We start from the raw sequence: 19,650 nt of genomic DNA, 5'->3' as shown, positions 1-19,650 counted from the left end.
TAGAGCTGTCGAGCCTCGCACCCCACTTATAGGGTTGAGATCAACTGCTCAAGGCTATGATTTTCAGCAAATCCTAACAAATCAATTATTCATATGCGTGTCGTTATTGACTATCATTAAACATCATGCATCATATATCTGTGTGGAGGACTTAATTTCATGCTGCCCAGCTCGATAGTTTTCGGCAGGCAGAATTTAATTAACTAGGAGCGCACGTGGGTTGGGTGCGTCAGGGAGGAGTTTTAATATGCTAACGCGGAAAGATTTTCTGAAGACATTTGCAATTGGGGCAGGGGCCACATTGGTCGGCGGATTGGCTGCGCCAAGGATTTTGCGCGCACAGGCACCGACGCTGTTGCGTTTGAACATGGTTGTGGCGTCTCAGGATCCGAGTTATCCGATGTGGGAGGACTTCGGAAAACGTATAGAAGAAGCATCTGATGGTACGTTGCGCGTACAAGTTTTTCCCACCGAAACGCTTGGCAAAACCGTTGACATGATCGAGGCTGTTTCGCGCGGAGCGCCTATCCTACAAGATTGTGATCCGAGCCACTTCTATAATTACGTGCCGGATTACGCCATCTTCATGGCACCTTATCTCTTTAAAAGGCCAGAAGATATTGGCACCGCATGGAACTCTGACATTGGAGCGCAGCTTGATGCCAAGCTGAATCAGCGAGGCTTGCGTGTTCTGACCATGACATATTACGGGACGCGCCACCTGTTGTCGGCACGCCAGGTAAAGCAGCGTTCCGATACAGCTGGTCTGAAAATTCGCAATGCGCCAACAAAGATGTGGAATGAGGTTGGTCGCGTTTTGGGAGGCGTGATCACGAATACGGCTTGGTCTGAGACTTACACTGCACTTAGCCAGGGTGTTGCTCAAGGGGCTGAAAGTCCGTTGTCTGTGCTCTATTCGTCGAAACTGTACGAAACGCAGCCCAATATTTCCCTGACCGGACATCTCGTTGCAACGACATCGATTGTAATGTCACAACGCGTCTATGAAAATCTTCCAGAACCTGCCCGCAAAGCGTTGGACGTGGTTGGGCGCGGTTATACGACAGTCCGTCAGCCGATGATTGAGGCTCTTGAATTTGAGTTTCGTGGAAAACTGGAAGACGCCGGACGTGTCTTTAACGATGTGGATACATCATCTTTTGTCGAGGCAGCAGCCGAGACTCCCAAGCACTTTCCCGAATGGACGAGCGGCATTTATGAAGATGTCCTGAAAACCATCTCTTAATCCTTCCCTCGGGGCTGCGCGATAATGCGTGCAGCCTTCTGGAGTGTTGTCCTATGGCTGCTCATTCTTTGAGTGTCAGGTCTTCCCGTTATCCGGAGATTACTTATGGAGATGTTTTTTAATTCGAGGCTGGGGCGTTGCTTCAATAAGGCAGAAATTATCATCGCCGTTATTGCGTTTATGCTTATGCTAAGCGTTGTCGTTCTGAATGTTGGAATGCGGTATTTTGGCGCGACCAGTCTCTTGTCGACTGAAGAACTCGCCTATCTGGGTTTCACTTGGTCTACGTTTATGGCCGTTGCCTATATCTATCGAACCAAAGGTATGATCGCGATTGACTTTTTTCTGGAGCTTGTTCCGCGCAGCGTGCAGCGCTTTGTCATAATCGCAGTCGACATGTTGCTCATTGCTGCAAACATATGGCTTGTGTGGCTTGCATGGCAACTGGCTTCAGGTGGTTGGGTGCGCAAAACAGCCGTTCTGGAGGTGCCGTATTTTTGGGTAAACCTTGCACCCTTGTCGGCCTTTGTATTGATGACGATTTATAGCGTCATTCATCTCCTTCATTCCTTACGCGGTGAACCTGATCATGTGCCGCTGCACGAGACCGTTCTGTGACCGCTCTCATTTCTCATAATTTTTGAACGGAATCGCAAAATGACGTTTCTGTCCTTTTCGCCAATTATCTTTCTCTTCGTGATGTTTTTGTTGCGGGTCCCCATCGCAATGTCTCTGCTGATCGCAACGGCCTACTATTTCGGTGTGGTCAACACTTTTATGCCCAAAGAAACCATGATTCAGACGATCGTTGCATCGACGGAATCCTTTCCATATCTCGCGATCCCATTTTTCACCTGTGCTGGTGTAGTGTTTAACTATGCCGGCATTACCAATCGCTTGATGAAACTCGCGGTTCTGCTGGTCGGCCATTTGCGCGGGGGCATGGCACAGGTGAATGTTGCCATGTCGGCACTAATGGGCGGGCTTTCTGGCTCAGCGAATGCTGATGCGGCCATGACAACGAAGATCGTCGTACCTGAGATGGAGAAGCTGGGGTATGATCGCGGGTTTTCCACTGTCGTTACTGCAGCTTCGGCGTGTATTACGCCAATCATCCCGCCTGGCATTATTCTTATTCTCTATGCCCTCGTTGCAGATGTTTCCGTGGCTAAAATATTCTTAGCCGGATATTTACCTGGATTGGTAATATGTGCGGTGTTGATGATTACTGTTGCAATTCTCGCCAGCTTTCGTGGCTATCCGCGTTCTCGTGATCGACGCGCATCAGCGCGCGAAATTCTGCGTCAGCTGGGTGAAAGCACATGGGCTCTTCTTCTGCCCTTCGGTATTATTATGGGCCTACGTTTTGGCGTTTTCACGCCAACGGAGGCTGGAGCGATCTCGGTTGTTTACGCGCTTTTTGTCGGCGGTGTGATCTATCGGGAATTGAAGATCAAGGATCTGCCAGCAATTCTCGAGGAATCCGTAATTGCTACTGCCAGCGTTATGTTCATCATCTGCGCTGCAAATGCTTTTGCGTCCTATCTGACGTGGGAGGGCATTCCCGCACTGGTCTCGACTTTCCTTCTAAACTCCGTCGATTCACCACTTATGTTGCTGCTACTTATCAATGTGATCCTCCTGATTGTCGGCCTTTTCTTCGAAGGCGGCTCAGCAATGATCCTTATGACACCGTTGATTTTCCCAGCCGCAATGCAAATGGGCATAGACCCAATTCATCTAGGAATCTTGATGTCTGTAAACCTGACCATTGCCGGATTTACGCCGCCTGTGGGTACGATGATGTTTATAACTATATCGATAGCAAAGGTTAGAATGGAGGAATATGTGCGGCAGTCATGGCCGTTTCTTATCGCCCTCTTGGTCGCGCTTGGACTTATAACCTACATACCGCAAATTTCGCTGTGGTTACCAAACTGGCTCCTGTGAGAATACAGGTAATGTATTTAGCCTGGCAATCAAACCTTGTGGGCCCCTGTCGGGGCTCACTATCAGCTATAGCGGATCAACAGTATTACCGAGCCTTAGATTTATCATAATCTGTCTGAGCGATTATGGAGGACGCAACAAAAGTCTTGATTTTTATCCATCAATAAAGCGCGAGGTATGAAAACGGGAAACTCGCCTCGCTCATTCATAAGATTAACTGCACAATGAAGAAGATTAATTTGATTTTCTTACGAAGCGATAGTGTTACCCTGTGATTAGGAGGACACATGCTGAACGAAACAATGCTTTACAAAGCGGCTTACATATCGCCTAAACAACGAATTAGGCGGATATCCATTCACGATTTGAAGGGAATTCCAATTACACCGCCGCCATTTCGTGATCGCCCTAGTACTGAGGGGGCACTGTTGCTTGAGATGGAAACGAACGATGGTGTGGTGGGATGGGCGACCAGTGGATATACGCATCCAATCGCGATCGAATTAATCGAGAAGTATCTAGCACCACGAATCATTGACGAAGGTATTGATCCATTTCGGACAGATCTTATTCCTCGCCTGTTCGACAGACATACATGGGAGCGTCCGCTAGGGCGTGTTCTCGTTTCCGCTATGGCAATGGTAGATATTGCCTGCTGGGACATAAAAGGAAAGACAATTGGAAGGCCCGTGCATCACCTCATAGGCGGAGCAAGAGACAGGGTACCAGTATATATCACGCATGGTGCAGCCTACGATGGCGCACCAGTTTACACTGCAGACGAACTTGCTGCTGAAGCCGCATACTTGGTGTCACTCGGATATAACCACCTAAAGAACACTGTTGGTCGCCAAGCCATACCTGATCCAGATGATGATTACGTCCGCATGGCTGCTATGAGAGAAGCAGTTGGCCCTAATGTAAAGCTGTCGATGGACGGTAACTTGCGAATGAGCCTTCCGGAAGCTATTCGACTGTGCAAGCTATGTGAAGAGCTGGATATCTCTTTCATTGAGGAGCCAGTTTATTACAATGATCCCCGCAACCTTGCGCATTTAAGACAACAGACTACCATCAGAGTAGCGGCTGCGGAAAATGAGCACTTTAAGGCTCGGGACTATCTCGAGGCCGATTCAATTGACTATCTTCAACCAAACATCAACAACGACGGTGGCTTAACGGCGAGCTTGAGAATTGCCGCACAAGCGCATGCTTATAATATTCCTTTGAGTCACGGAAATGGTAATGGCCCGCATAACATCGCACTCCACGCTGGACTGTTGAACGGTGGGTTGGTGGAATATCACTTTCACAAGTGGATGACCTACAACGCTCTGTTTGAGGAGGTACCGCAGCCGCAGGCTGGCTGGTTGGAAGTGTCGCAAAATCCCGGATTTGGATTAGAGCCAAAAGACGGTGTCATTCGCGAGTATAAGCGTAACCAATAAGAAAGCTTCTGTCGGTAAAGCCAATTTTTTTAAGGATTTCTGGGAGGAAAACCATGTCGAGAATTACGACGAAATTAACTGTCGCGCTTATGGTTGTGGGGCTGGCGTCTGGTAAAGTTGATGCCGCTGATTATCCGAATCGTGATGTGACGATGATTGTGCAATCGTCTCCAGGTGGTGGCTCCGATATTATAGCGCGCACGATCGCGAAGATCATCAACGAACAAAAGCTCAGCCCGACACAGATGCTTGTCGAAAACAAGCCAGGTGGAGGAGGCGCCATTGCATATAACTATGTTGCTAAGCGGAAAGCTGACCCGTACATTATTGGAACGATTGCGACGAGTTTCTTTGTTGCTCCACTGATGGGGCAATCACCTGCTAAGATCGAAGACTTTCAACCGATCGCGGTAATTGCAGGTGACCCATTTGTTCTGGTAGCTGACGCTAGATCAGGCATCGAGAGCTTAGATAATATTAAGGAAAAAAAGAGCGTCAGAATAGGTAATACGGGTCCGGTGACGGATCCCGCCCTGTTAGCGGTGTCACTTGGTAAAGAGTTAGCCGTGGAAGTTCGACCTATTCCCTTTGGTGGAGATGGCGAGGTAACAACTGCATTGCTCGGTGGACACATCGATCTGCAGTTTGGCAACGCCTCCGAAGTTATGACCCAGATTAAAGCAGGCCGTCTTAAGCCAATTGCGGTGACGTCGCCAAACCGTCTTAAGTCCTTGCCGGATATTCCAACTTTCAAAGAATTGGGCTCTAACATTGAACTTATGCTCTATCGCGGTGTTGTCATGCCGAAGGATGTCCCGGCCGAGGCAGTTTCCTTCTGGGAAGAAGTTATGAAAAGAGTTTCGGAAAGTGAAACCTGGCAGACGCAGTATATTGAGCGTAATGACTCGGTACCTCTTTACTGGAACGCTGAGGAGTTCGGCAAAAAAATTCCAGAGGTGAGTGCACTATATGCTGCCTACCTCCAAACCCTGAAGCAGTAACCACTTTCCTTATAACTTGGATGCTTCGCTCGTCCTAGCGTTGGGAATCCTTGATTACGCATTTAGGGAGGTTTGAATGCAACCGCTTACTAGCGAGAAAATTTTCACATCATTATTTGCCGCTTTTGCCATCTATATTGTTTGGCAATCACTCCAATATGGTGTTTTTTCAGAATCGATAACAGGCGCTGGATTTTTCCCGGCCATGGCGGGTCTGCTAATCCTCATTAGTACTTGCGTATCTCTTTTTATCAAACCAAAGCAGACGGAGGTAGCCGGTGGAGTAATTTCAGATAACGACGACGTACTTAGAGCTAGTGAGCGCCTGGAGGTTTTACGCGTTGTCGTTCTCGTCGCCATAACTGTTATATTTGTTATTGCGACCCCTTACTTAGGTATGATTGCGCTTACGCCTTTCTACATCATGTCATGTTTTCTAACGTTAACGCCTGACCGAAGTGCAAAAGGCGTGATTATTGGACTAGCAAGCGCAATAGGATTCACCTTGGTAGCTTGGGCTGTGTTTGACAAGGGTCTCGGCGTGCCGTTGCCTATTGGGCTGCTTTGGGAGCTGATATGATAGAGATACTTTCTAATTTATTAAATGGACTGGCGGTGGCCATGAGCGGACCAATGCTCCTTGCGACATTGCTTGGAGTTCTGCTCGGTCTCGCTATCGGAGTACTACCGGCAATGGGACCGCCAGCCGCGCTTGCGATCCTGCTACCTATTGTTGTATCTTTTGAGCCTGCGGTCGCTGTCGCTGGCCTTGCGGGTGTTTATTACGGAGCAATGTACGGCGGTGCAGTGACGTCTATTCTCCTTGGTATTCCAGGCGAGAGTGCAGCGATGATGACAACGCTAGACGGTTATCCGATGGCTAAAAACGGGGAAGCGGGGCGGGCTCTAGGTATCGCGACTTTCGCCTCTTTCGTGGGCGGTTTTATCGCCATAATTTTATTCACGTTTGTCGCTGCGCCATTTGCTGAATTTGCCCTTCGCTTTGGTCCGATCGAAATGACTGCGCTTATGGTAATGACACTTATTTTCTCAACCTCATTGGGTGGTGACAATCGTGCTAATGGATTTGCAGCATTGGGACTCGGCCTTTGGATAGGCTGCGTCGGGCTGGATATCGTCAGTGGCTCTCCTCGATTTAACTTTGGTACCTTCGAGTTGCTTGAAGGTATTGAATTCACTGTCATCGCAATTGGTATGTATGGTGTAGGCGAGATTTTTGCTAGCGTTAATGAAACTGCACCCAAGGTGAATAGGACAAAATACTCGCTAAGAGCATTACTGCCGCGTGTAAAAGACATTTTTACAACGTGGAAAGATCTTTTGCTAGGATCTGCGATCGGATTCATTGTTGGTATCTTGCCAGGTGCGGGCGCGACTGCAGCGACTATATTCTCCTACTCATTGTCGAAGAAAATATCTAAAAATCCAGAGAGTTTCGGACGAGGTGCCCCAGAGGGTATCGCTTCTCCAGAGGCTGCGAACAACTCTGCCTCATACGCGGCAATGATACCACTTTTCACGCTAGGTATCCCTGGCTCAGGTACGACAGCCATCATGTTAGGCGGCCTGCTTATGCTTGGCTTACAGCCTGGTCCACTACTCTTTGAACAAAACCCCGAATTTGTCTGGCCGGTCATTGGTACCTTCTATACTGGAAACCTGATGTTGGTAGTACTCACCATAGTACTCACGCCAGTTCTAGCATCTTTAGTTTTCATACCGGCGGCGTACTTGTTTCCAATCGTTCTCGGAATCGTAGTTTATGGCGTATTTAGTGTGAACTACTCATTCTTCGATCTTAGTCTGGCGATGGCTTTTGGTGTCCTAGGCTATCTGTTCCGGAAGTTCAGTTATCCTTCAGTGCCTGTGCTTCTGGGCTTGGTTCTCGGGCCCATCTTGGAGCAGAATGTTCGTCGTTCGTTGCTCATGTCGGACGGAGATATTTCCGTATTCTTCAGCAGTACAATATCCGTCGTTTTTCTAGGGTTATCTGTCGTTTTACTAATTTTTCCCTTATTAAGATGGATAAGTGGACGACTTCGCTAGGCAATCCATTGCGAATACAAATTATATCACCTCGGGATCGACAGGTGGTCGATCCCGAGGTTGACTCTTTATAATCAATCTTGGCTAATCTGGCTCGGAGAAGGCGAGTCATCATGTTTAAAACTGACCACGTCCGTGATTTCAGTCACGTCAATCTCAAGCTGATAAATACCTTTGTCTGCGTTGCCGACATTGGTTCCTTTCATCGTGCGGCTGATGTTCTGGGACGTACGCAGTCCGCGGTATCTATGCAGATAAAAGAACTTGAAAGCCAGTTAGGTTTTCCGCTTTTCGTTAGAACCACCCGCCAGCTAGAACTCACTATCCCAGGGCGGATGCTTTTAGACCAATCGCGCGCTTCTATATCTAGCATTGCCGCTGCGTTAAGGTGCATTCAAGACGAACGAAATTTTCGTGGTGGACACATCAGAATTGCATGTTCACCTACCTATGCGGCGGCTAGCTTACCTAGGGTCATAAAAGCATTTAAAGAAGAGTATCCGACCGTGAAGGTTTCAATCGGCGAGTACAAATCTGCTGAAATCCTCAACGCTTTAAAACAAGACAAGGCCGACTTTGGTGTGGGTCCCGAACTCTCTGATCCCGAAATGACGTTCGAACTGGGAAGAACCGAACCACTGCTAGCAGTTGTCCCAAAAGGTTGGCTTGATGATCGCTCGTTTGAAACCATCACCTTAAAAGAATTATTGGTGCGCCCCCTCGTAATGTTCTACCCCAATACGGTCGTACATAAGATTATATCAGCTGCTGCGCAACAGATAGGAGTTCCAGTCAAAGTAGAATATTACTGTATCCAGGGCGAAACACTGCTCGCTTTTGCCAATGCCGGGCTTGCTATCGCGATACTGACGGGGTCAATCGCCAATCTTTCTCACATAGAAGACTGCAAAGTGCTTAGAATCGTGGAACCTGAGTTGCTCCGACGCTTTACGATGATTACGCGGAAGGGGGCGGCCTTAATGCCAGAAGCTAAGTATCTTTATCAACTTATCATCAAAGACATCTCTCAGGGTTAGGGCACCGTAAATTTAACTCTAGGGCAAGGTTTCGCGGCGATGAGAGGGAATGAGAGAACTACGTGTTGAGTTTCGTCTGATTTTGAGCCAGGTTCACATTTCGGGTTAACCGTACGCATACGCCGTAGACCCCAGGACGATGTGGCTTACGCGTGCTATGTTTGATGGATGGAGATCGACGAGGACAAAATCGATGACGTAGTCTTGGCCCTGTTTTGGCTAACGCTCCACAGCGAGCGTTGTGCCTGGAAGGGGTTTGATTGGTCAACAACGGATCGATTGCATGAGAAGGGTCGGATCTGCGACCCGGTGAACAAGTCGAAGTCGCTGATACTGACGGATGAAGGTTTGCAGCGTTCAGAAGCACTCTTTCGTCAGCTGTTTACACGGTAAACGCTTCTCCTTTGTTTGCCGCCGCCTACGGATAAGGGATCAGGTTTTGCGGCGTGTTTTCCGTGCCCATTTTGCAGCTAAATCATCAACGGCTTTGTTGAGTTTGGAGAAGTTGACGCTGACGGCATCATGATCGCCGCTGCCCCACCATTCGAGGAATTCGGCATGTCGCTCGTGCGCCGGATCTGCAAGCGCCTCGCAGAACTCTTGGTATCCCCATGGGCCCCCGATGTCCTCGGGCGGGCAGTTTCCCGTTGCTTCAAGGAGCATCGGCTTTTCTTCCACAATGGCGGGGAATAGGCGTTCGATTTTGATGCTGTGTTCCCAGCCATCGCCAAAGTCGTAAAGATATTTGAACGATTTTGCGCCGGTGTCCTGAACGGCCGAAAGTAGTGTGTGTTTCGGCATGGAATATTGGGTCTGACTCATATTTGATGATTTCGCGGTCGAAACTGACGCGGTTATCAGAAAGGAATCAGCATCATGGCGACCCAGTTTCGTCTGTCGTCCCTGATCCCGGTCGGATTGATTGTTGAGAGTTCCGACGAGGACAACGGGGTTATCATTGTTTCAGCGCGGGCAGCCGCTGATCAACGTTCCTGCCCTTTATGCAACCAAATGTCAGATCGTGTTCATAGCCGCTACGTTCGGATAGTTGCTGATTTGCCTTGTGGTGGCACCAAGGTCCAACTGCGATTATCAGCAAGGCGCTTTATCTGTGAGATGACAGTTTGTCGTCGCCGGATATTCGTCGAAAGGTTTGGAGAGCTTATCGTTGCGGAGCGCAGCCGTCGAACCGCTCGACTTGATACCGTCGTACATCATCTCGGGTTGGCTCTGGGAGGGCGGCCCGCAGCAGCCTTTGCCAAACGCTTGATGATCCCAGTTAGCAATGACACACTCATCCGTGCGGTGAGAAGAAAATCCATGGTGCCGGATGATGCTCTAAACGCCGTCGGAATTGACGATTGGGCTTTCCGCCGCAATCACCGCTATGGCACCGTCGTATGTGATCTTGAGAAGCGAAGGATTGTCAAACTTCTGCCTGATCGCGACAGTTTCGACGTTCCTTGCTCAGCACCCCGAAATAGCGATTGTTTCACGCGATAGAGGCGGCGGCTATCGTGAAGCTGCTGCCAAGGCTTTACCCCATGCTATGCAGGTCGCAGATCGTTGGCATTTGATGGAGAACGCCAGCGCAGCGTTCCTCGACGTCGTGCGCAAATCCATGCGGGCGATCCGTACCGCAATTGGTGCTACGACGATCAATCCTGCGCTACTCACTTGCGCTGAACGACTGCAATATGAGAGCTATCTACGGCGTGAGGACGTGAATTCGACAATCACCAAGCTGGCTTCCGATGGCGTGCCAATAAAGGAAATCGTGCGACAAACCGGCTATAGCCGCGGAACGGTTCGCCAGATTGTCCGCGGTCACAGAACTGATGTATTTCGTGTCAGACAAAGTTCCCTTGAGGCCTATCTGCCACTGTTGGATCAACTCTGGGGATCTGGGCAGCACAACGGCGCTGAACTCTGGCGACAGCTAAAGTACAAAGGTTTCCGTGGTTGTTCTCGTGTCGTTGGGGAGTGGGCCGCAAGGCGACGGCGGTCTGAGCGGGTCTGCGATCAGCAACTTCAAAAAGTGCCATCCGCCAGAACGATTGCCCGATTGATGACAACTGCTCGTGATCAACTGAGTAAGGCTGACACAATCACCATTGCGGCCATAGAAGTCGGCGTTCCCGCCTTGATCCAAGCTCGCAATCTAATTGATCGTTTCCAGACAATGATCCGAATGAAGGCCAAGACAGAACTCGACCCGTGGATCGCTGATGCACGCGACAGTCTGTTTGCCCCCTTCGCCAACGGGATACTGAAAGACAAGACAGCGGTGTCCGCCGCCATCACCGAACCTTGGTCGAACGGCCAGGTCGAAGGGCAGATCAACAAGCTGAAGCTCGTTAAAAGGCAAATGTATGGGCGTGCCAAGCTGGATCTTCTTCAGGCACGGTTGATCGGCGCAATGTGAAAGATATCGTCATCAAAAATGCGTCAGATCCAATATTCCGTTCCGATTGACACCTTGACTTCAACGCGCCGAATAGAGAAGACCCTAATTTTTTCACTTTTCGAAGCGTCATGAGCCCAACATATTCTCTCGCACTTCCAGAATATGCCTAGTCATACAATTTCTTGCTGCTTCGGTATCACGGTCTAATATTGCAAGCGTAATTTCGTTGTGGCTAAGCTGATAACGAGCACGACGTTCTGTGGACAGGGAGGCCCGTTTCAAACGCCCCCATACCGAGTGCGAACGCGCATCTGAAATATATCTGTATAGTTTTTCGCAAAGCTTATTGTGAGCAGCTGCAACGACTAGTTCGTGGAAAGCCGCGTCCCAATGTTCATATTCTTCAAAAGTCGCTGCGGCATCCCCGTACCTCACGATTTCGCGCAACTGGTTTACTTGCGAAGGAGTTGCGCGCATTGCAGCTTGAGCTGCTAAAGTCGGCTCAAGGATAAGACGCGTTTCAAGTACTTCGGCCGGATTGGTTTCATCCAATACGTTACCAAGCAAACTCACAGTATCTGTTTGGGCCGGACGCTGACCAATGAACGTTCCACGTCCGACGTGACGCCAGATCCGGCCGCTATTTTCCATATTTAACAGGGCATTACGCACAGCGCTGCGTGGTTGTTCCAGCAAAGATGCCAATTCGCGTTCGGTCGGAAGCTTGTCACCAGACGACAAACTTCTTTCGGATATCATACGCTCAATCTGTGCTTCAATCGTCATTTTCCACCTCTTTCGGCAATGATAACCGATTTTCTTTTGAATTTCCACTAAACCAATCTTGACACCAATCATAATTATGAACATGATTGGTTTGTGCTTAGGAGGAGCGAATGAAATTAGCAACTATCCGGAAAAATGGGACTGAAATACCTGCGGTTCAGACAGACGAAGGCGAATTCATTTCACTGGCACCTATCGCAGGTGACCTGCCAAGCAGCCTAATTGATCTGATCAAGCTTTGGGACGAGGTCCACGAAACAGTTGCTCATCGCGCGCTGACCGGTCCACGCATTAAAGCGTCTGACGTCGAGGTCGTGGCACCCATACCCGTGCCGCTACGTGATATTATTTGTGTTGGAAAAAATTACTTCGAACACGCGCGGGAATTCACTGAAAGCGGCTTTGACTCTTCAGGTGCCGGGCAGGTGATACCGCAATCTCCGGTGATTTTTACCAAAGCTACGACGTCGGTAATCGGCACTAATCAACAGATCCCTTTGTGGCTCGACCCGACTGGTACCGTAGACTATGAAGGTGAACTGGGCGTGATTATCGGCCGCGACGCGTTCAAAGTAGGTCGCGCAGACTGGCGCGAGGTGGTGTTCGGCTATACGATTATCAATGATGTGACCTCACGCGAATTACAGCGCAAACACCAGCAATGGTTTATTGGGAAAGGCATTGATGGCTTCTGTCCTATGGGGCCGGTTGTCGTCACGGCTGATGAGTTTGGCGAACCGGGTCCACAGATCATTGAAACTTGGGTGAACGACGAAATTCGGCAGCGTGCCGCTCTCCATGACCTTATTTTTGATATTCCAACACTTATTGAGACTATCTCGGCGGTTATTACACTAAAAGCTGGTGACATTATTGCAACTGGAACGCCGGCTGGCGTCGGTATCGGATTCAACCCACCACGCTATCTCGCTCATGGTGACCAAATCAAAGTATCCATCAGCAATCTCGGCACGCTTCAAAATCACGCGGTTGGTACAGCGCACCCGTGAGCGCGTTATGAGTGGGCCTATTTGGCTGAAATGCAATCATACAGAGGAGTTATGTAATGGTTTCCAAACTGAAAGGTGTTTTCGAGAGATTTGATCCCGTGGTCCCACCAGTGCCAGTAATTTTTGACGTTGCGCGGAGTGGTCGTCAGTATCCGGTTGATTTTCGCTCACCGCTTCCGTTTTCGATGCTACACGATAATGTCTCAGCCTATGTTGAAGAGCTATATGAAAGCGCGCCTGAATATGGTGCCGTAATGCTCTATGCGCTGTTTCCAAACACCTATATCGATGTCAACAGATCAGATTTAGATATCGATCCGGAGCTACTGGCAGAAGAATGGCCCGTACCTTTGAAGCCAGATGTGTCATTGAGCGGTCTTGGCCTCCTAAAGTCTAAATCCCGCTATGGTCAGCCAATGCATGAAGGCAAGTTGGCAGTCGCTGATGTGCTTGCGCGCATCGAAAATTATTATCGTCCATTCCACGCCGAACTTCGGGATAATCTTGATCGTATGCAGAAGGCGTGGGGATTTGCATATCAGATTAGTTGTCATTGCATGTCGGCAGTGGGTGCGCCTACCCATCCTGATCATGGCCAGGAACGCGCTGATTTTTGTATTGGTGATCGGGACGGAACAACCGCATCACCAGAATTTGTAGCCTTTCTGAAAGGTGCTATCGAGGATCTCGGGTACTCCTGCTCGGTAAACACGCCTTACACTGGTGGTGAGCTGAATGTTCGCTATGGTGATCCGAAAAATGGAATTGAGAGTGTCATGCTCGAAATCAATAAAAAGCTTTTCATCGATGTGAACACGTTCAAGAAGACTGAAAACTTCACAACTATGCAAACAGTCCTCGGCAAGCTCATGAAGAAAATAACGGACAGGGCCCGCGAGCAGACAGCGAAATAAATAGGCGCATCGATCTGGGAGGTATAGATGCAGAACAATCACCTGAATATCAATCGCCGCCATTTCATGGCGGGCAGCCTCGCAGCAGCGACGTTGTTCCCTTTAAAGGGAATAGCGTTTGCGCAAAAGCAAGGCGGACACCTCAGTGTTCTTTGTAACCCTGAGCCCGCCACGCTTATGCTTCCCCTGAGCACACAGGGACCCACCCAGCTGATTGGCGGTAAAATATTTGAAGGACTGCTCAATTACCGGCACGACCTTACACCGATTCCAAATCTAGCTGAGTCCTGGGAAGTTTCTGATGACGGAATGAGCTACACGTTTCATCTTGTTAAGAACGCAAAGTGGCACGACGGCAAACCATTTACAGCACATGATGTTGTATTCACAACGCGTGACTTTCTGCCAAAAACCCACACACGTGCGCGTAATAATTTTTCAAACGTGGCTTCTTGGGAAACGCCGGATGACCATACGGTTATTTTTCGAATGAAGAATACCTATGCCCCGTTTTTGAGTGCGTTTCAAGTTGGCTCGGCACCTATGGCGCCCAAGCATATTTACGAGGGTACAGACTTCCGACAAAATCCTGCTAACGCCCATCCAATTGGTACCGGCCCATTTCGATTTGTAGAGTGGCAGCGGGGCAGCCACGTTCAGCTTGATCGGAACGCCGATTACTGGAAGCCAGATCTGCCTCGGGTTGAAAGCATTTATTTCCACATTATCCCAGATGTCGGTGCGAGGACGCTGGCATTGGAGAACGGCAATGTTGACGTCGCAACCACTGAAGACATTGAACTATTTGATGTCGAAAGGCTCAGCAAATCACCGAACCTTGCAAGGGTGGATGCGGGAGATGAAATTTTCGGTCAGATGGGCTGGTTAGAAATCAACAACCGCAAAAAGCCACTTGATGATAAGCGCTTCCGCCAGGCGATAATGTACGCGCTTGATCGAAAGTTCATCGTTGAACGGATCTGGTTTGGTATCGGTAAAGAGGCACAAGGGCCATTTACCTCGAAGACAGCCTTCTTCAATCCTGATGGATTTAAATATTCCCATAATCCTGATCGCTCGCGTGAACTGTTGGACGAAATGGGTTTGAAGCCAGACGAAAACGGCGTGCGCGTATCACTTAAACTTCTGCAGTCTCCTTATGGAGGGCCGTGGGCCAGGCTGGCAGAATACGTCAAGCAAGCTCTTGGTGAGATCGGCATTAATGTAACGGTTGAATCAACCGATGCGGGCGCCTTTGCCCAAAGAGTTTCAAACTGGGAATTTGATCTTACTTTCAACATCTTACTTCAGTTTGGTGATCCGGCACTGGGTGTTTCTCGCTCGTACATCTCCACAAATATTCAGAAAGGCGTCATGTTCTCCAATACGATGGGATATGAAAATTCCAGAGTTGACGAACTTTTCGCAGACGGGGCTAGTAGTATCGACCCGGATGTAAGACGCGCTGCCTATAAAGAAGTGCAGGACATTTTGATCGATGAAGTTCCGGTCGCGTGGCTGTTTGAAATGGAGCGGCCAGCATTTGTCAATGTTCGGGCACATGACGTCGTCACCGGTGCAAACGGACTATATGATGACTTAGCTCAGGCATGGGTGGACTAGGCGGATCAACGTCTCTCAGGGAGAGCCATTTTGCAACGTATTCGTTATATTTCAGTACGCGTTGTGCGAGCGACGCTGCTGATCCTGCTTATCGCTACACTTAATTTTGTTATCGTCAGGTTGGCACCGGGTGATCCCGCATCGGTGATTGCGGGTGAATCCGGTGCGGCTGATCCGGTTTTTATGGCACAATTGCGTGAGGAATTTCGTCTTAATGATCCTTTGTTGAGCCAGTTATGGGCCTATATCTCTGGTATTCTGCAACTTGATTTAGGGTACAGCCACCGTCAGCGGACGGCAGTCATAACCTTGATTATGGATCGCCTTGGAGCAACACTGTTACTTACAACCACCGGATTTTTGCTGGCGCTTCTGTTTGGCATAACCTTGGGTGCTGTGGCAGCTTTCAATCGCGGCGGCCTTATTGATCGCGCGATCAACGCGGTCAATCTCTTTTTGTTTGCGACGCCAATATACTGGATTGGGCTGATCGGCGTCCTGATATTTTCTGCCCAACTCAATTGGCTGCCGGCTTATGGTGCTGCATCACTGATTCAGCCCCGAGATTGGGTAGGGTTTCTCACAGATCGGGCATCCTATCTTATTCTGCCCGCCCTCACGCTAGGGCTCAGTTATACGCCTATTTATGCCCGTTTGATGCGTGCTTCGATGTTGGAGGTCAAAGACCAGGAATTTGTCCGCCTTGCGCGGTCCAAGGGACTTTCATCTGCTAGGGTCGCCGTCAAGCATGTTATGCGCAACTCGATGTTACCGGTTATAACATTTGCTGGGGTTCATGCCGGTAATCTTCTCGGTGGATCTATTCTGGTGGAGACAATTTTCGGTTGGCCTGGTCTCGGCCGTTTGACGCTCGATTCCATGCTCGTGCGTGACTACAACGTGTTGCTTGGAATCTTCTTCATATGCAGTGTTTTGACAATTTTGTTCAACCTGATCACCGATCTTCTTTATTCGGTCGTTGATCCTCGTATTGATATTGAGGGCTGAGCCATGCGTATTTTTCCAAAAACACGCTCTGGACAAACAGGGTTAGTCCTTATTCTATCAATATGTGCAGTTGGCATTTTTGCGCCTTGGATTGCGCCGTATGGTCCTTGGGAGCTTTCAGGCCCTCCGACGCTGCCACCATTTCGTGATACGGCACACTGGCTGGGAACCGACACACTTGGCCGCGACATTCTGTCCGGTATAATATACGGGACGCGCGTGTCCTTGCTGGTCGGCTTTCTTTGCACCGTAGCGACGGTGATAGCAGGCGTGTTACTAGGCGCCACATCCGGATACTTCGGCGGCTGGATTGACGATGCGTTGATGCGGTTCACTGAATTCTTTCAAGTCCTACCGAGCTTTATCTTTGCTGTTGTGCTTGTCGCGGTATTTCAACCTTCTCTCTATTCAGTCATGACGGCAATCATTTTGGTGAGCTGGCCACCCGTCGCCCGCCTTGTGCGATCAGAATTCCTGACGTTGAAAAGGCGCGATTTTGTCGATGCAGCTGTTACGGCGGGGAAAGGAAACGGATGGATCATTTTTCGCGAGATTATGCCCAACGCCACCGCGCCGATTGCTGCAATGGCAACTTTGATGGTGGCGGCATCCATCTCTCTAGAATCCTCACTTAGTTTCCTCGGTTTGGGTGACCCTAACTACATTTCATGGGGATATATGATCGGTGTATCGCGAACTTTAATACGCACTGCCTGGTGGATGAGTGTGTTCCCAGGCATCGCATTGGTGATTGCTATCCTCGCCATCAATATGGTGGGTGATAGCCTTGGGCAGCGCGGCAAAAGCAGAGTGTCATAAAGGTTAAACCAATGCAAAACGCTCTCGAAATCAACAACCTCTCCGTTGCTATAGGAACCTTGGGCGACAGATGCCGGGCCGTAGACAATGTGAGTTTTTCAATCCCGGCTAACAGTATTACCTGCGTTGTTGGGGAATCTGGATCAGGGAAATCTGTGACAGCTTCTGCTGTTATTGGTCTTCTTCAGGATGGCCTTCATGTAGAGGGCGGTCAGATCCTGATTGATGGAAAAGATATCCTGAAGAACAATGCTCGCGAATGGCGCAATCTGCGCGGGCGCGACATCTCGATGATTTTCCAGGAGCCGCTATCCGCGCTCAACCCTTTAATGACCATCGGCGATCAGATTGCCGAGGTATTTCATAATCGGGGGGAGAGGGGCCTTAATGTTCGGAAGAAAGTGCTCGAATTGGTACGCGCTGTCCGGCTTCCTGATCCCGAAACGATAATCGATAGCTATCCTTTCCGTCTGTCAGGTGGTCAAAGACAACGAGTAGTTATTGCAATAGCGCTGGCACTTAGACCGAAACTGCTCATTGCGGATGAACCGACAACGGCATTGGATGTTACAACACAGGCGCAGATCCTCAGTTTAATCAAAGTACTTCAGGTTGAACGCCAGACTGCAGTACTTTTTATCACGCACGATTTCGGTGTCGTTGCAGACATTGCAGATAATGTTGTTGTCATGCGCAATGGCGTTGTCGTTGAAGCAGGAACAGCGGCGGAGGTTATGAGCCGGCCGAAGCATGAATATACCCAACAGTTGCTCAATGCCGTTCCTAAATTTAGTCCTGGTGTACAAAAACCAGTCAGTCACGAAGCGCCTGTCTTATCCGTAGAATCTTTGAGCAAGACGTTCGTAATCAAAAAAGGCTTCTGGGGTGGAAAGCGCGAATTGAATGTTCTTAAAGAACTCAGTTTCTCTTTACGGCCGGGTGAAACGCTCGGCGTCGTCGGTGAATCAGGTTCAGGTAAATCAACGCTGGGTCGATGCGTGATCCGTCTTACCGATTCTGATAGCGGGAAAATCCTGCTCGACGGACAGAATATTTCTAATCTTTCGGGCAGCGCGATGCAGCCTGTTCGCCGGAAGATACAAATGGTTTTTCAGGACCCTTTTGCATCGCTTAATCCGAAACGAACAGTGCGTCAGATGCTAATGACGTCCTTATCGGAGATTAATATTAACGGCAGTCTTGCAAGTAAACGATGTGAAGAGCTTATGGAGGTTGTTGGCCTCACCATACAGGCTCTGGATCGTTATCCTGATGAGTTTTCCGGAGGGCAGCGTCAACGACTTGCGATTGCTCGCGCTATAGCGCCAGAGCCACGTATCCTTATTGCCGATGAGGCTGTCTCGGCGCTGGATGTTTCAATCCAGAATCAGGTCCTGAAGCTATTCGCATCGCTCAGGGAGCGATTGCAGCTTGCTCTTATCTTTATCACACATGATCTGCGTGTCGCAGCGCAGATCAGTGACCGGATTATGGTGATGCATAAGGGCACAGTAGTTGAAACAGGCCCTACTGGTGATATTTTTCTGAATCCGAAGCATGCATATACGCAATCGCTGCTTGCTGCGATGCCCGGACAGAAAGTATACTGAAACCGCGCAACATATGCCGCGATAACGATAGGGGTAGACGAAAATGGAATTAGGGGCTGTGATATTAACAGCCTCGATTCTTATGGTTCTTCGGCACCGTTACCTTAACGTGAGCGCCAACGTATGTCATTCTTTGACGCAGTTTCTATGCAGATTCCACCGTCTGACAAACGGCGACAGTCCGTCATATCAGATGCTGCCATCCCTTCAGCTTTATGCGGCGTAGCATAAAATCTGAATGTCAGCTCAACCTTCCATCCATACCTGATTGAGAATTCGGGCAGCCAGAGCAGCCTTATCCTGTGGCAGAAACCGCCCATAATGGCTCGCAACCATTTCCGGGGTATCCTGAATCGCATAACTGGCTTGCTCGTAAGACCCTGTTTGCTTGAGAATATGGGTGGCCAGAACATCGCGCACATTGTGCGGCCCATGGGGAAGCAAGCCTTTGATCGCGCCCCGGTGTCAATCGGAACGGAATATTCACCCCCTTTACTTATCCAATATTGACCCCCTGATTACGGATTAGCATTTGGCCTGCCCGACGCTGGCCGGGGTTGCAAAGGGTAGGCCAAGTGCGGGTGATTAGCTCTTTCGGCTTTAGATCCCATGAGGAGTGAACAGCGGCCGTCGCTCTGGCAGAGTGAGGTTGCATCAAAACACTCGCTCAGGAGGAGCAATTTATGGAACCCGCATCCATTCATCCGACCGCTGTCCGTACTGA

Annotated in this window: 17 protein-coding genes and 2 pseudogenes; 16 read left to right on the top strand and 3 right to left on the bottom strand. The window is 49.4% G+C overall.

Annotated features, from left to right (window positions below):
• Nucleotides 1-247: 247 nt before the first annotated feature.
• The 9 genes from dctP to ACOZHT_RS22505 all read left to right on the top strand — a co-directional run bounded on the left by dctP (nt 248) and on the right by ACOZHT_RS22505 (nt 9,142).
• Nucleotides 248-1,246, top strand: a complete 999-nt coding sequence (gene dctP, locus ACOZHT_RS22545; RefSeq protein ID WP_421566682.1) for a TRAP transporter substrate-binding protein DctP — start codon at nt 248-250, stop codon at nt 1,244-1,246.
• Between the two features lie 105 nt (nt 1,247-1,351).
• Nucleotides 1,352-1,864 carry a TRAP transporter small permease gene (locus ACOZHT_RS22540; RefSeq protein ID WP_421566681.1) on the top strand — a complete coding sequence of 171 codons (513 nt, stop codon included), beginning with the start codon at nt 1,352-1,354 and terminating at the stop codon, nt 1,862-1,864.
• Between the two features lie 39 nt (nt 1,865-1,903).
• Nucleotides 1,904-3,196 carry a TRAP transporter large permease gene (locus tag ACOZHT_RS22535; protein ID WP_421566680.1) on the top strand — a complete coding sequence of 431 codons (1,293 nt, stop codon included), beginning with the start codon at nt 1,904-1,906 and terminating at the stop codon, nt 3,194-3,196.
• A gap of 287 nt (nt 3,197-3,483) precedes the next feature.
• On the top strand, nt 3,484-4,644 hold the full coding sequence (locus ACOZHT_RS22530; RefSeq protein ID WP_421566679.1) for a mandelate racemase/muconate lactonizing enzyme family protein: 1,161 nt from the start codon (nt 3,484-3,486) through the stop codon (nt 4,642-4,644).
• 53 nt (nt 4,645-4,697) lie between these two features.
• Nucleotides 4,698-5,645, top strand: a complete 948-nt coding sequence (locus ACOZHT_RS22525) for a tripartite tricarboxylate transporter substrate binding protein (RefSeq protein WP_421566678.1) — start codon at nt 4,698-4,700, stop codon at nt 5,643-5,645.
• Between the two features lie 76 nt (nt 5,646-5,721).
• Nucleotides 5,722-6,225: a tripartite tricarboxylate transporter TctB family protein gene (locus tag ACOZHT_RS22520; RefSeq protein ID WP_421566677.1), complete on the top strand. Its 504-nt coding sequence runs from the start codon at nt 5,722-5,724 to the stop codon at nt 6,223-6,225.
• Nucleotides 6,222-7,712 carry a tripartite tricarboxylate transporter permease gene (locus ACOZHT_RS22515; protein WP_421566676.1) on the top strand — a complete coding sequence of 497 codons (1,491 nt, stop codon included), beginning with the start codon at nt 6,222-6,224 and terminating at the stop codon, nt 7,710-7,712. Before ACOZHT_RS22520 ends, ACOZHT_RS22515 begins: the two co-directional genes overlap by 4 nt.
• 113 nt (nt 7,713-7,825) lie before the next feature.
• The gene (locus tag ACOZHT_RS22510; protein WP_421566675.1) at nt 7,826-8,749 is read left to right on the top strand and encodes a LysR family transcriptional regulator; all 924 of its coding nucleotides are present in this window, start codon (nt 7,826-7,828) and stop codon (nt 8,747-8,749) included.
• A 168-nt stretch (nt 8,750-8,917) separates the two neighbouring features.
• Entirely contained in the window at nt 8,918-9,142 is a 225-nt protein-coding gene (locus ACOZHT_RS22505) for a DUF6429 family protein (protein WP_421566674.1), read from the top strand.
• 39 nt (nt 9,143-9,181) lie between these two features.
• Here the strand turns inward: ACOZHT_RS22505 and ACOZHT_RS22500 are convergent, their stop codons facing one another.
• Nucleotides 9,182-9,571 carry a plasmid pRiA4b ORF-3 family protein gene (locus ACOZHT_RS22500; RefSeq protein WP_421566673.1) on the bottom strand — a complete coding sequence of 130 codons (390 nt, stop codon included), beginning with the start codon at nt 9,569-9,571 and terminating at the stop codon, nt 9,182-9,184.
• A gap of 54 nt (nt 9,572-9,625) precedes the next feature.
• Between ACOZHT_RS22500 and ACOZHT_RS22495 the strand changes: the two are divergent.
• Nucleotides 9,626-11,174: pseudogene (locus ACOZHT_RS22495) on the top strand (ISL3 family transposase).
• 108 nt (nt 11,175-11,282) lie between these two features.
• Here the strand turns inward: ACOZHT_RS22495 and ACOZHT_RS22490 are convergent.
• Nucleotides 11,283-11,942, bottom strand: a complete 660-nt coding sequence (locus ACOZHT_RS22490) for a FadR/GntR family transcriptional regulator (RefSeq protein WP_421566672.1) — start codon at nt 11,940-11,942, stop codon at nt 11,283-11,285.
• A gap of 110 nt (nt 11,943-12,052) precedes the next feature.
• On the opposite strand from ACOZHT_RS22490, the gene ACOZHT_RS22485 reads away from it, so the two are divergent.
• From ACOZHT_RS22485 to ACOZHT_RS22460, 6 genes are read left to right on the top strand one after another with little or no spacing between them, the layout of a single operon-like run.
• The gene (locus ACOZHT_RS22485; protein ID WP_421566671.1) at nt 12,053-12,952 is read left to right on the top strand and encodes a fumarylacetoacetate hydrolase family protein; all 900 of its coding nucleotides are present in this window, start codon (nt 12,053-12,055) and stop codon (nt 12,950-12,952) included.
• A gap of 56 nt (nt 12,953-13,008) precedes the next feature.
• Nucleotides 13,009-13,866 carry an N-formylglutamate amidohydrolase gene (locus ACOZHT_RS22480; protein ID WP_421566670.1) on the top strand — a complete coding sequence of 286 codons (858 nt, stop codon included), beginning with the start codon at nt 13,009-13,011 and terminating at the stop codon, nt 13,864-13,866.
• Between the two features lie 27 nt (nt 13,867-13,893).
• Nucleotides 13,894-15,489: an ABC transporter substrate-binding protein gene (locus ACOZHT_RS22475; protein WP_421566669.1), complete on the top strand. Its 1,596-nt coding sequence runs from the start codon at nt 13,894-13,896 to the stop codon at nt 15,487-15,489.
• Nucleotides 15,490-15,519: 30 nt separating this feature from the next.
• Nucleotides 15,520-16,497, top strand: a complete 978-nt coding sequence (locus ACOZHT_RS22470; protein ID WP_421566668.1) for an ABC transporter permease — start codon at nt 15,520-15,522, stop codon at nt 16,495-16,497.
• 3 nt (nt 16,498-16,500) lie between these two features.
• Nucleotides 16,501-17,316 carry an ABC transporter permease gene (locus tag ACOZHT_RS22465; protein WP_421566667.1) on the top strand — a complete coding sequence of 272 codons (816 nt, stop codon included), beginning with the start codon at nt 16,501-16,503 and terminating at the stop codon, nt 17,314-17,316.
• An 11-nt stretch (nt 17,317-17,327) separates the two neighbouring features.
• A complete protein-coding gene (locus ACOZHT_RS22460; RefSeq protein WP_421566666.1) occupies nt 17,328-18,926 on the top strand; it encodes a dipeptide ABC transporter ATP-binding protein in 1,599 nt (532 codons plus the stop codon).
• 246 nt (nt 18,927-19,172) lie between these two features.
• On the opposite strand, the pseudogene ACOZHT_RS22455 reads toward ACOZHT_RS22460, so the two are convergent.
• Nucleotides 19,173-19,388 (bottom strand): annotated as a pseudogene (locus tag ACOZHT_RS22455) (hypothetical protein); the annotation flags it as partial.
• Nucleotides 19,389-19,650: the final 262 nt, after the last annotated feature.

It is taken from the genome of Ochrobactrum sp. EDr1-4, assembly GCF_049199085.1.
Taxonomy (GTDB): Bacteria; Pseudomonadota; Alphaproteobacteria; order Rhizobiales; family Rhizobiaceae; genus Brucella.
The sequence above is the reverse complement of the archived record's forward strand: the minus strand, read 5'-3'. Positions and strand labels throughout refer to the sequence as shown.